The 13187-nt window shown below is 38.7% G+C and carries 12 protein-coding genes and 1 tRNA gene; 4 read left to right on the top strand and 9 right to left on the bottom strand.

Annotated elements, in window-relative coordinates:
* Positions 1–83 precede the first annotated feature (83 nt).
* Genes BGO42_RS10445 through BGO42_RS10435 form a run of 3 tightly spaced genes read left to right on the top strand, consistent with a single transcriptional unit; the run spans position 84 to position 2028 of the window.
* Positions 84–935, top strand: coding sequence for an alpha/beta fold hydrolase (locus tag BGO42_RS10445; protein WP_273246433.1), 852 nt, complete (start codon positions 84–86; stop codon positions 933–935).
* 6 nt (positions 936–941) lie between these two features.
* Entirely contained in the window at positions 942–1448 is a 507-nt protein-coding gene (locus tag BGO42_RS10440; RefSeq protein WP_273246434.1) for an RNA polymerase sigma factor, read from the top strand.
* Positions 1435–2028, top strand: coding sequence for a hypothetical protein (locus tag BGO42_RS10435; protein ID WP_273246435.1), 594 nt, complete (start codon positions 1435–1437; stop codon positions 2026–2028). The genes BGO42_RS10440 and BGO42_RS10435 overlap by 14 nt, the downstream gene beginning before the upstream one ends.
* Positions 2029–2168: 140 nt before the next feature.
* Here BGO42_RS10435 and BGO42_RS10430 read toward each other — a convergent pair whose 3' ends face one another.
* From BGO42_RS10430 to BGO42_RS10390, 9 genes are all read right to left on the bottom strand, one after another.
* Positions 2169–3320 (bottom strand): pepsin/retropepsin-like aspartic protease family protein, encoded by a 1152-nt coding sequence (locus BGO42_RS10430; protein ID WP_273246436.1) that lies wholly within the window; start codon positions 3318–3320, stop codon positions 2169–2171.
* Positions 3321–3517: 197 nt separating this feature from the next.
* Positions 3518–5014 carry a serine hydrolase domain-containing protein gene (locus BGO42_RS10425; protein WP_273246437.1) on the bottom strand — a complete coding sequence of 499 codons (1497 nt, stop codon included), beginning with the start codon at positions 5012–5014 and terminating at the stop codon, positions 3518–3520.
* A gap of 87 nt (positions 5015–5101) precedes the next feature.
* The gene (locus BGO42_RS10420) at positions 5102–5677 is read right to left on the bottom strand and encodes a helix-turn-helix domain-containing protein (protein ID WP_273246438.1); all 576 of its coding nucleotides are present in this window, start codon (positions 5675–5677) and stop codon (positions 5102–5104) included.
* Positions 5678–6112: 435 nt separating this feature from the next.
* Positions 6113–6652: a DUF3575 domain-containing protein gene (locus tag BGO42_RS10415; RefSeq protein WP_273246439.1), complete on the bottom strand. Its 540-nt coding sequence runs from the start codon at positions 6650–6652 to the stop codon at positions 6113–6115.
* 368 nt (positions 6653–7020) lie between these two features.
* A tRNA-Val gene (locus tag BGO42_RS10410) sits at positions 7021–7098 on the bottom strand.
* Between the two features lie 91 nt (positions 7099–7189).
* Complete coding sequence (locus tag BGO42_RS10405) at positions 7190–8404, bottom strand: bifunctional folylpolyglutamate synthase/dihydrofolate synthase (protein WP_273246440.1); 1215 nt, start codon at positions 8402–8404, stop codon at positions 7190–7192.
* A 32-nt stretch (positions 8405–8436) separates the two neighbouring features.
* The gene (locus BGO42_RS10400) at positions 8437–9330 is read right to left on the bottom strand and encodes an energy transducer TonB family protein (RefSeq protein WP_273246441.1); all 894 of its coding nucleotides are present in this window, start codon (positions 9328–9330) and stop codon (positions 8437–8439) included.
* Between the two features lie 122 nt (positions 9331–9452).
* Positions 9453–10679 carry a Glu/Leu/Phe/Val dehydrogenase dimerization domain-containing protein gene (locus BGO42_RS10395; protein ID WP_177732246.1) on the bottom strand — a complete coding sequence of 409 codons (1227 nt, stop codon included), beginning with the start codon at positions 10677–10679 and terminating at the stop codon, positions 9453–9455.
* 75 nt (positions 10680–10754) lie between these two features.
* Positions 10755–11825, bottom strand: a complete 1071-nt coding sequence (locus BGO42_RS10390; protein WP_273246442.1) for an anhydro-N-acetylmuramic acid kinase — start codon at positions 11823–11825, stop codon at positions 10755–10757.
* A 96-nt stretch (positions 11826–11921) separates the two neighbouring features.
* On the opposite strand from BGO42_RS10390, the gene BGO42_RS10385 reads away from it, so the two are divergent.
* Positions 11922–13061: an acyl-CoA dehydrogenase gene (locus BGO42_RS10385; protein ID WP_177732240.1), complete on the top strand. Its 1140-nt coding sequence runs from the start codon at positions 11922–11924 to the stop codon at positions 13059–13061.
* The last annotated feature ends 126 nt before the right edge of the window (positions 13062–13187 follow it).

Genomic DNA, 13187 nt, shown 5'->3' with positions numbered 1-13187 from the left:
TTTTTCATTTTTTTATATTTTTTTGTAACAAATGGTATACATCGGTATCAAAAGAACAACCAATCATAAAAAAAACAAACCTTATGAAAAATGTAATCTTTACAATACTGATCGTATTTCTTGGTTTCACTTCTTTTGCACAGCAAAAATCATTTGATGTAAAAATAATCGGAAAAGGAAAACCGGTAGTATTAATCCCGGGGTATTCCTGCAGCGGCGATGTGTGGAAAGAGACTGCCGATCATTTAAAAAACAAATACCAACTGCACATTTTAACCCTTGCCGGTTATGCCGGGACAAAACCAATAGACAGCCCGATACTACAGACTGTTCACAATGAAATCATAGCCTATGTAAAAACAAACAAATTGAACAAGCCTATTGTAATCGGTCATAGTCTTGGTGCTTTTATGGGACTCTGGCTTTCCAGCAGCGAACCGGATTTATTTGGCAAATTAATCTGCGTGGATGGTGTTCCGTTTATTTCCGCCTTAACCAATCCCGACATTACAGCCGATTCTTTAAAAGACGATCCGAGATACAACCTGGAAGCCGTTATCAACAACTTTAAAGCCATTCCAAACGAAGGGTATGTGGATTATATGACCAAAGCGATGCTATATCAGGTTCAGGACTCCACCAGAGCCAGACAGATTGCCGAATGGAGCTACGCCAGCGACAGAAGAACCCTTGGTGCCACGATTATCGAAATGTCATTAACAGACCTGCGAAAAGATATTGCCCGCATTAAAAGCCCTGTATTAGTACTGACAAGCTTGTTCAACACCAAAGAAAACAGTGCGAAAATTTACAACCAGCAATATGCCGCCCTTCCGAACAAAACCATTAAAGTTGCCGACAGCAAACATTTTATCATGTATGACCAGCCGGAATGGTTTTATACGGAAATCGATACTTTTTTAAATTCAAAATAAGCACACGTGACATTAGAGCAGCAAAGAGATACCGTTTTCAGGGATTTATACGCCCAATACGCGGCTAAAATACACCGGATATGCCTCGGATACACCGGAAACGCGATGGAAGCCGACGATCTGCTTCAGGAAGTTTTTATCAAAGTATGGCAAAACTATGACAAGTTCAGGGGAGAATCCAAAATAGCCACCTGGATATACCGTATTGCCGTGAACACCTGCCTGTATCATATCCGTTCTCAAAAAAATAAAAAGACAACGGCTATTGAAAACAGCAACATTCATTTAAAAACAGAAGAGCCCGACAGCAAAGAACAACAGATCCAGCTGCTATACAAATGCATCAGCGAACTGGCAGAATCCGACAGGCTGATCATTACGATGCTGCTGGAAGACGTTCCCTACTCAGAAATAGCCGCAGCGACCGAAATTTCAGAAGGCAACCTGAGAGTAAAAATCCACCGTATTAAACAACAGTTAAGCACAATCTATAAGAAATATGAAAGAGTTTGATAATCTGAAAGAGCTGTGGCAGCAACAAAAAGAAAGCACACTTCCCGATGTTACCGTCATTATCGATAAAGCAAAGAAAGCGAAAAAGCAAATGGCAAATAAGATCATCATACAGGTTATGGTACTTTTATTAACCACTGTCGCTATCGGCGGAATTGTTTGCGGCATTGACTTTAAAATGGCAACAACATTTACCGGCGTGGCCTTAATGCTGTTCACTATTTTAGCCTATTCCGCGTTACGTTTGTACCAGCTCAACATGCTAAAAAAAATTGACCTGACCCTTTCGCCAAAAGTAGTTTTATCTGAAATGGAGCATTTTTACAGTTTCCAGCAGAAAGTAAGTACCAAATACACACTGCTTTATTTTGTCCTGTTAAGCATTGCCAGCGGACTTTACTTTATAGAAGTGATGCAGCCAATGTCGGTAATGTTCAAAACCGTCGGCTTAACCGTCTTTATTGCCTGGATGCTCATAGCCTATTTTATCATTGGTAAAAAACAGATGCGCAAAGAGTATGACAAAACAGAAAGCATTATCAATGCACTAAAAGAAATTGAGAAAAGTTATGACCAATAAATAAAAAAACCACAGCTAAGCTGTGGTTTTTTTTATAAAGTATCGGGAATTACAGCCAGACGGCCGCTCCCTTTTTAATACCATTTAAAATTACCGATATCATGGATTGCTTTGAAGCAGGAATTTTCCAAAAGCACACCTTATGTCTTTTCGATATAATCCGCATTAAATAAATGACTCGGCTGCAGGTAAACAACGTTTTCCTGAAAATCCATAAAAGTATTAAACCTTTTCAAAACCTCATTCCCCAGGATATGAATGTTGGCATCAAACATCGTTTTGCTGGTTGTCATTATTTGTGCAGGAACATTTTTAAGATCGTGTTTCCCTATTTTCAGGCTTTCCAGATTTGAGGTTATTACAGGAATTTCGTTGTTCTTGGTACCGCGCATGATCACTTTCTTAATCACTTCCATTTGATCGGCAGGAAATTTTTGTTCTCTTAGCAGGTCATTATCCAGCATTACGGTTCTTTGGTAACCCGTATCAAACAGGAACCAGTCGTTTACTTTAGTCCCGCGATGGGCAATTTGTGCCGCTGTAAAAAAGCGGTAATTAAAATACTTCATATTCAGTTTTACAGCTGCTTTGTCACGCTTTAAAGCTTTAGGCAGCCTGGAATGTATCACCATTATATTTTTATCATAATTAAGTTCTACAATCATTCCGTCAAAAAGATCCCAGCCTATAAGCCCGTCGGTACCATTTCCTGTTACCTTGGTATCGTATACTTTCGTTTTATACACCCTGCTCCCGATCACAACTTCGTAAGGGGTGTTGTAAAGTTTTAATTTACTTTTCACTTTATTATTCAGCGTTTCTTCTATCAGCACCAGCTCTGTGCCTCCGGAATCGAAATTCAGGTTTAAGGTATCTATTTTATTCAGGACAGCCTTAACGGAAATCGTATTCTGGCTATTGATGAAAAGCGGAATCGTATCATGGATTTCCGGCTTTAATTTCCTGAAATCTTTGATTGCAGGACTTTCAATTCTTGTATAGCAGGAATCCTTGCCATTCAGCAAAACAATAAAGTCTTTGTACTGCCCCGGTTTCAGGATAAAGCCGATGGAATCAATATCGGTTTTAAATTTTATGGCTGTCGGACGGATAAGTTTATTGGTCGTAAAAGCATCTATTTTTATTTCCGGACTTACGTTCCATTTTCTTTTGAGCTGTCCCTCTTCGTGTATGGTAGCCGCTTTGGAGGCAGCCTTTATAACCGGCAGGCTTTGCTGAGAAAATCCATACGTTGTCAAAAAAAGAAAAAGGATTTGAAGTAGCTGTTTCATTAAGATGTGGTTTTATATGATATCACTTACAAATATAAACGGTATCACTCTTAAATAAAACACAAAATAGCAGCACCGGTTTCTTGCTGTTTCTATTTAAATAACTATTACTTATTGTATGACTAAAAAACCGGGTATCCCGCTTCTGATATTACCTATAAAGCACAGACTAAAAACATGAAGGCTGCCGTACCATATTATTCTGCATGCATTTCTATAGCTATTATTTTTCTTCCGTATTCGCCCAGATAGTGCGTCAGGATTTTTTCATAAGCTTTATAACCCTCATCTGCATTAGTAAATATGATAAGCCCTTGTTTGGTTTCAGGCAATAAAAACACGATTGTCTGGCAGCCTTGATCGGCACCGCCGTGCGATAACGCAATCGTTCCGTTCCCTAAATCATAGATTTCAAAACCCAATCCAAAATATTTATCCTTTTTGATCGCAACCTGTTTGCTCATCATAGCAGTAAATACCTTTTCTGATAATCCATCGCCATTCAGTACGCTTACCAGAAAATTACCATAATCCGCTATCGTTGTCAGCAAATCATCTGCCGCATTTGCCGTTTTATGCTTAACCGTTTTATAAGGCCTGCCCTGGTTGTTATATCCCCTTGCAAATCTTGTACTATCTGTTCTTTCTGTCCAAATATATTTTGTATCGGTCATCTTCAATGGCTTGAAGATCATTTCTGCCGCTAATTGGTCCAGTGATTTATGAAATTTATTTTCCAGCGCTTTCCGCAGGTATTCATAACCCTCTCCCGAATACTGATATTTTGTTCCCGGAGTAAATTCAAAATGCAGCTTTCCATCCTCATTATTCCATCGCCAATTGGGAAATCCTGTTTGATGCGTAAGAATATGTCTTGTCGTCAATATTTTGTGTTTTTCATCTTGTGCAACATCGGGATCAGTCCAATATTTATAAACAGGCGCATCCAGATTCCATTTACCTGAACTAACGAATTGTAATGCTACCATTGCAGTCACCGGTTTGGTCAATGACGCTACATTAAAAATAGTATTATAGGGTGCCGAAATTCCATTTTGCAACGATCCGAAAACCTTTACCTGCTGTAATTTCCCATCTTTAATAACCCCGATTCCTAAAGTTGGCAGATGGATTTCCTTCATCCATTTTTCTATTACCGCATCATTATCAAAACCGGCAGCTTGGTAACGGGCACTATCAGTGTCCTGGTGGTCAAAACTCAAACCTTTAGCAAGTTTCCAGACACCTTTTTGCAACAGCCAGACATGCGTAAATTTTGCCGAACCTGCATACGTTTCTTTGTTACCTGAAATGGTTTCGTAAAACCGGTGATCGCCTGTTTGAACCGCTCCATACAAAACGTTTTTTTTATACAGCGGGAAAACCCGGGTACTTCCTGATACCAATTCTCTTCTTGATCGATAGGTTGTTGGTGATTTGCATAATCCATTTCTTAAATCATTAAGAAACTTTTGTTTGTTCGAAATACTATCCTTATCGTGAAAAAATTCAAACTGGTCAGCCAGCAGGTTTTCAAATTGGGATATGTCGCAGGTGTTAAACCCTGCATTAAAAAGCAGGCTGTCTTTTAAAAGTATTGTAGTATATAAACGGGAATTTCGCTCAACCTGAGCTTTACTGTCTTGCGCAAAAGTGATGAGCAAAATGAAGCCTAAAAAAAGTTGTTTTGCCATTGTTCGTATTTTCGGCAAAGATTAAAAATACGTTTCCGTAAATCATAAAAATCTTCCCGACAATAACCCGACAAATACCTGACAAACTTATATCATACTGAAATTCAACCTATAATACAGCTTTTTATTTCTATCGATCTCCATTGCATTTCTAAGGATTATGTAAATATTCACTAAAACCAGAGCTACCATCGTAAACAATGTAACCTTATTTCCAGGCTTTGTAAAAATTACCATCATAAATATAATGGGCGCTGCAATTGTCCAGATAATCTGAATCGAAATAATTTGTTTGATTACCTGATTTTTCTGCTTCGTTGCAAACATCAATACAACCGGAAGAAGAATATTAAGGGGTGGAAGAATGACAAAGAGTATCGACGAAAGGTTGATTAATTTTATTAATGAATAATTTACTAAAACCGGTTCTTCCATACGGATTGCCTTCTCTTCCGGATTTCCTGCAATTGCTTCCTGTACTTTTTTGTGCAGTAACTCTTCTTCTTTAACACCTAATGTCTTTGCTAATATTTTTAGGGTATATCCTTTCGGTTTTGTTCCCGCTTCAATTCTTTGTATTGTTCTTGTCGAAATACCGGATCGATCCGCTAATTCTTCCTGAGTAAGATTTTGTTGCTCCCTTATATTTTTTAATATGGACATTTTAGGGTATAAAAAATTGTAGACTTTAAATAGATGTAAAGGCCATTTGTATGTTAAAAACAACGTGACTTATAACAAAAGTAAATGTACTAATTTAAAAATTACCATTAAGGATCCCATTTTTATTTTACTAAACATGAAGAAGAAAAAATGACCCATTATAGCAATGAGTTGTAATAAATACAAAAACCGCTATTGTTACCAATCGCGGTTTTTGTGTTAGTGTGGACTGTCAGGGGTTACAATCGAACACTTAATCCCAATTTTGACTTTTTTCAAAAATATAAAATGAAGAATATTTTGGTCTTAAAACTTCCACAACGAAAACAACAATAACGTGAAATCGTTGTTACCAGTAGTATTAACTGATTGGATATTTTCGTTAGTAACTTTAATTATGCCCGACGTTCTAAAAAGTGTTATTCAATTATTGTTTTAAAATCGATAGCCTACATGAAAACCAAATCTCGCAACTATGGTATGGTCAGTTTTATCAGCGTTAAATAATAGTTTTCCATAGCCAGCATTAACTTCAAATATAATTCCACTTTTAGTAACCCATTTACTTCCTAAACCAACTCCAAGTGAAAAATCAATAACATCGGGATTTTCTGTATATACTGAATGATCTTCTGATGTGTATATTTTTTTTCCATCTATTGAACTTAACATTCCAAATCCTTCGGCAAAAAAACCAGAAGCAAATTTCTTCCCAAAGTATCTTCTGTAATAGGGTGCTACAAAATAATTCATATCCTCATTTTTATTATCATTAAATACATACAAACCCGTAACACCTATGGATGACTTACTGTTTAAGTTCCTTTCGTAAGTCCCTTCAAATGCACTGCCAACTAGCGGGATAACTACATTTAATTTTAATTCATTTTTTTTTACATTTTCAGCGTTTTCATTTTGAGCATTTACAGAATAAAAGGCAAAGAAAATGATAATTAGTAAATAGTTTTTTTTCATAAAATAGAATTTGATTGTTAAGGTCAAACATATAATAATTTGCTTTAGTAACTGTTAATAATATCTATGGTTTAAGTTAAATGAAACATAATTTTCCTACACATTAAACTATCTTTGAATTAAGCCCAGACCTCTAAATTATGATAAACCGGGGGTAATGATTATGCAGATTACTTAATCTGTTTGTCTTTAATTCCATTTTTCAAGTTCCCGCGGGGTAAACTTAATCAGGCTATAATTTTAAAAAACTATGATTGACGTTTTTCTGATAAGGTGAGATTTGTTTTTTAAACAGTAAACAAACCAGACGGTTTGTATTAGGAAGGTATATTAAAATAAAAAACTCCTTAATTTCTTAAGGAGTTTTTTGGTGGGCGATGAGGGGTTCGAACCCCCGACCCCCTCGGTGTAAACGAGGTGCTCTGAACCAGCTGAGCTAATCGCCCTTTTTGTTGTTGTGATCAGTAATTGTGTTCCTGATTACGGGTGCAAATATAGGACACTTTTTTATATCTGCAAACAAAATCGAAAAAAAATTTATAAAATTTCCGCTACAACAAAAGTGCTTCCGCCAACGTAGATAAAGTCGTCTTTTCCCGCTGTACGCAACGCTTCCGCATAAGCTTCTGAAACAGAATTATATACTTCTCCAAATAATTCAAATCCGGCTGCTTTTTGCTGTAAAACGGAAGCTTCCAGCCCTCTTTGAACATTTGGTTTACAGAAAAAATATTTTGCATTTTTTGGAAATAAAGGCAGGATCGTTTCCAGATCTTTATCATTTACCACTCCTAAAACAAAGAATAATTTTTCAAATTGTTCCTTTTTTATCTGATTCAGCACAATTTTCAGCCCGTGACTATTGTGTGCCGTATCACAAATTGCTTTAGGATTGCTATGAACCTGCTCCCATCTTCCGTGAAGTCCTGTGTTTTTAACCACATGCCACAAGCCGTTTTTTATATTTTCTTCCGAAATCGTAAAAACATTTTTCAGTACCTCGATGGTTTGCAATACTGTTTTTTTATTGTGCGCCTGGTAATCGCCCAGCAAAGCTGTCGGATAATCCTGCTGTTCCAGATCGGAAGCAAAATAAATCTCCGAAGCACACTCTTTGGCTTTTGCAATAAAAACCGGTTGGGTTGCGGCATTATATTCGCCCACAACCACCGGAATACCGGGTTTAATGATTCCTGCTTTTTCAAAAGCAATCGCCTCATAAGTATCGCCTAAAAACTGCGTATGATCAAAACCGATATTCGTGATCACCGAAACCAGCGGTGTAATCACATTGGTCGAATCCAACCGGCCGCCCATTCCTACTTCTATCACTGCAACATCGACCTGCTGGTCCTTAAAATACTCGAAAGCCAGTCCGACAGTCATTTCAAAAAAGCTCAGATGACCGGATTCAAAAAAAGCCTTATTACGCGCTATAAAATCACAAACATACGTTTCCGGTATTTCCACACCGTCAATCTTAATACGTTCCCTGAAATCCTTTAAATGCGGCGACGTGTACAATCCTGTCTTGTATCCTGCTTCCTGCAAAACGGAAGCAATCATTGAAGAGGTCGAACCTTTGCCGTTCGTACCGGCAACATGTATCGTTCTGATCCCTTTTTCAGGATTATTCAAATGTTTGCAAAGCAGTAAGGTATTCGTTAAATCTTTTTTATAGGCAGAAGCGCCTTGTTGCTGGAACATTGGAAGTTGTGCAAACATCCAGTTCAAAGTTTCCTGATAATTCATTTGCTGTAAAAGAAAAAGAGTAAAGAAGTTCTTTACTCTGTCAACTTGAAGTTATATATAATTTTCCCGACCTGTTTGTCAGGTGCGCCCGGGTTTGGGTCAAATTTTGTTTGCAGTGCGGCTATTTTAGCCTGGTCCAGCAGACATTTCGCGGCATTGGTTGTTCCCCTTACTCCGGGTTCTGCGCCAATAACCTTTCCGTTTTTGTCCACTTCGATCGCTACGGCAACCTGCCCTTCTTCATTGCAGTTATAATTAGGGCGTGGTTTCGAAATCGCTTTACGTCCGGCCAGCTGGTAGTTTCCAACACCGGTTCCGTTACCGCTTCCATAACCGCCGCCTTTTCCGGATCCCGATCCGCTGCCTTCACCGGTTCCGTCACCGGAACCTTTTCCACCGCCGGAACCGCCGCCGCCATAATAACCGGAAGCATTTTTATCGCCGTCCAGTTTTCCTTTATTGCCACTGGCTTTATCATCGCCGTCACCACCGTTTTTAGATCCGCCTAACAAATTTGCCAGGGCATCACTGGTCGATTTGGACGGTTTTTTCTCCGGTACCACTGCCGGTTTATCAACCGGTTTGATAACCGGTTTTGTTTTTTCTGTCTTTTTAGTTGTTGCCACTACCGGAGCATCGTCATAATCCTGACCGATTATTTCCTCCTCCGGTGCCGGAGCTGCCGGAGTTGCTTTAGCATGATTGGCTACGTTTAAAACCTCGCTCCGGAAGTTTTTCCCGGAACCCACATCGCTATCACCGAAATTTACGGCAATACCACCTCCGCCTCCGCCTTCCAGCTGCATTTGCATGATATCAAGACTGGACGTAAATTTCAAAAGAAACAACAGCGCAACAATAAGCCCGCATAAGATGGTTGTTATTACGAATGATTTCTTTTCCTGTTCCGTTTCGAATCCTTTCATTGTCTATTAAATAAGATGCTTTTTATAGTATTAGCAAATATTATTCCTTTTTATATAACGGAGATAAAGGTAAATAATTATTAGTTAAAAAAAACACCCAACTTTCGTTGGGTGTTTTTTAATTATAAAAGTTGTTTTAGTGCTATTTCAAAGGCTGTCGCACTGATATTTTTCTTGTCAGCATTTAACGCATGTGCCTTTTCAATGGCTTTGCGAATCGTATCGGACGTATCGTTAAAAATAGCTTCATCCGTCATCTGAACTTTTTTCTCCATGAAGTAGGCAAATACACGCGCCATACCACAGTTGGAAATAAAGTCAGGGATTAAACTCACTTTGCTATCGGTTTCTTCCATAATAGGACCGAAGAAAATTTCTTTATCGGCAAAAGGAACATTCGCACCACAAGAGATAACTTCCAATCCGGAAGCGATCATGTTGTCAAGCTGTTCTTTTGTTACCAATCTTGAAGCAGCACATGGCGTAAAGATCTGCGCTCCTAAAGTCCAGATTTTAGCATTGATCTCTTCAAAAGGGATCATATTGTCTGCTACCAATTTATTACCGTCTTTATTCAGGAATAATGTTCTGATCTCTTCAAATGTAAAGCCATCTTCTTTGATCACACCACCGTCTCTGTCGATGATACCGATTACTTTCGCACCCATTTCTGCTAAATAGAATGCGGCAGCAGAACCTACATTTCCGAATCCTTGAACAATTGCTTTTTTACCGGCAACATTACCACCGTAAATATCATAAAAATGACGTACCGCCTGCGCCACACCATAACCGGTGATCATATCGGCAACCGTATATTTTCTGTTGATGTCCGGAGAGAAAGTCGTGTTTTCAATCACTTTTACAACTCCCTGGCGTAATTGTCCAATTCTGTTGATTTTATCAGCTTCTGTCGGTTTAAAGTGTCCGTTAAAAACACCTTCCTGCGGATGCCATACCCCACATTCTTCTGTCATCGGAATTACTTCGTGGATCTCATCAACATTCAAATCCCCTCCGGTTCCGTAGTAACTTTTTAATAATGGAGAAACCGCTTTGTACCAACGTTGTAATACACCTTTTTTTCTCGGATCGTTAGGATCAAAGTTAATTCCAGATTTTGCACCGCCAATAGCCGGGCCCGAAACCGAAAACTTCACTTCCATTGTTTTGGCAAGTGAAAGAACCTCATTCATGTCTAATCCTTTACGCATACGGGTTCCTCCTCCGGCTGCTCCACCTCTTAATGAGTTGATTACCGTCCAACCTTCTGCTTCTGTTTCAGCATCTTTCCAATGGAATACTACTTCCGGCTCTTTATTTTCGAATTTCTTCAATAAATCTTTCATTGTATATAATTTTATTGTATTGTTGTTTTTTAAGTGGCACAAATATAGCTTGAAACTCTTAAAGTCTCAAAGTTTTTACTGTATATCATAAATTCTTCCGGAACTGTGATTATACCTGGCTCCGGTAACGCTGGCCAGCACATTGACTTCATTCCGAAGTTTTAAAACGCCCAATAATCCGAAGATCAGGGCTTCTTTAAATTCAATTGTTTTCGGATCCGGAATGGCAATGGTCATGTCCGGCAAATGGCCTTTCAAAAGCGCAATCAGGAAATCGTTGTAGGCACCGCCGCCGGTTACCAGCAATTTTCCTTTTTTAACCGGCAACGCTTCGGCAATCTGGAAAGCAATATGCTCCGTAAACGTTCTTAACACTGCTTCTGCAGTAATGGAATACTGTTCAATGATCGGAAAAATTGTTTCTTTTACAAATTCAAACCCCAGTGATTTCGGATACTGTTTGCGATAAAACGGCAGCGCATTCAATTCGGCCAGCAAGGCTTCCGAAACAGTTCCCTGAGCAGCCAGCTTCCCTTTGTCGTCATAATCACAACCCAGTTTACCGGCATAAAAATTCAGTACCGTATTTACCGGAGAAATATCAAAAGCGATGCGTTCTCCGTTCTCTTCAAAGGACACATTGGAAAAACCACCCAGATTCAGGCAGTAGTCATATCCTGAAAAAAGCAGGCGGTCGCCAATCGGAACCAGAGGTGCACCCTGTCCGCCCAGTTCCACATCCTGAACCCTGAAATCACAAACCACTTTCTGATGAATAAGTGCGGCTATTTCCGGAAGATTGCCAATCTGCAGCGTAAATACTTTTTCCGGCTGATGCAGTATCGTATGCCCGTGGGAACAGACCGCATCAATTTCCTGAATATCATGCCGGCTTATAAAATCACGAATCACCTTCGCTAACAATTCCGTATAATCTTTATTGAGTTCTTTCAGCCGGGATTCAGAATACGAAACGGCTTCTTTTAATTTTACAACCCAATCAGCAGAATAACCCACCGTGTCACTTTCCTGAATTGTATAGGTCCATTTTTGATTTTGAAAAGTAAAAACCAGAACTGCCAGATCAATTCCGTCCAGGGAAGTCCCCGACATTACACCGATAACTTTATATACACTATTTTGCATGGGTTAAAATTAGGCAATCCAGTTGAAAGTATGATATTTATACCCTATATTTGGGAACTTTTTAAAAAAACACGCAAACAAAATACTTAAATTAAAATGGATTTTAAACTGACTGAAGAGCATTTAATGATACAGCAAGCGGCTCGTGATTTTGCTCAAACTGAATTACTACCGGGTGTAATTGAAAGAGATGAACACCAAAAATTCCCAGAAGAACAGGTAAAGAAAATGGCGGAACTTGGTTTCTTAGGAATGATGGTAGATCCAAAATATGGCGGAGCAGGATTAGACAGCGTTTCGTATGTTTTAGCGATGGAAGAAATTGCTAAAATTGATGCTTCTGCTGCGGTTGTTATGTCAGTTAACAACTCTTTAGTATGTGCAGGTCTTGAAAAATACTGTAACGAAGAACAAAAATTAAAATATTTGGTTCCTCTTGCTAAAGGAGAAGTTATTGGTGCTTTCTGTTTATCGGAGCCGGAAGCTGGTTCTGATGCTACTTCACAAAAAACAACAGCAATTGACAAAGGGGATTACTATTTATTAAACGGTACTAAAAACTGGATTACAAATGGTAATACTGCTTCTACTTATATTGTAATTGCACAAACAGATGTAGAAAAAGGACACAAAGGTATCAATGCTTTTATCGTTGAAAGAGGCTGGGCTGGTTTTGAGATCGGACCAAAAGAACAAAAAATGGGTATCCGCGGATCCGATACACACTCTTTAATGTTTACAGATGTTAAAGTACCAAAAGAAAACAGAATCGGTGCAGACGGTTTTGGTTTTAACTTTGCAATGGGTGTATTAAACGGAGGCCGTATTGGTATTGCTTCCCAGGCTTTAGGTATTGCTGCCGGAGCTTACGAACTGGCTTTAAAATATTCTCAGGAGCGTAAAGCTTTTGGTAAAGAAATTTTCAAACACCAGGCAATTGCTTTCAAATTGGCCGATATGGCAACACAAATCACTGCGGCAAGAATGCTTTGCTTTAAAGCAGCCAGTGAAAAAGATGCCGGGCAGGATATTTCACAATCGGGAGCTATGGCAAAATTATATGCTTCACAGGTAGCAATGGATACTACTATCGAAGCAGTACAGATTCACGGTGGAAACGGATATGTGAGAGAATACCACGTAGAGCGTATGATGCGTGATGCAAAAATCACCCAGATTTATGAAGGAACTTCAGAAATCCAAAAAATTGTTATTTCAAGAAGCCTTATTTCCTAAGGTTTTCATCATGAGTCGTCCTAAAATAGGTTGACAGATTTTAGAATAAAAAATATATTAACCAGTCAGGTTTACCTGGCTGGTTTTTTCATGTATAAAATTAGGTGTTTTCATCATTAAACTCAA

The organism is Flavobacterium sp. 40-81 (assembly GCF_001898245.1).
GTDB classification, from domain to species: domain Bacteria; phylum Bacteroidota; class Bacteroidia; order Flavobacteriales; family Flavobacteriaceae; genus Flavobacterium; species Flavobacterium inviolabile.
The sequence above is the reverse complement of the archived record's forward strand: the minus strand, read 5'-3'. Positions and strand labels throughout refer to the sequence as shown.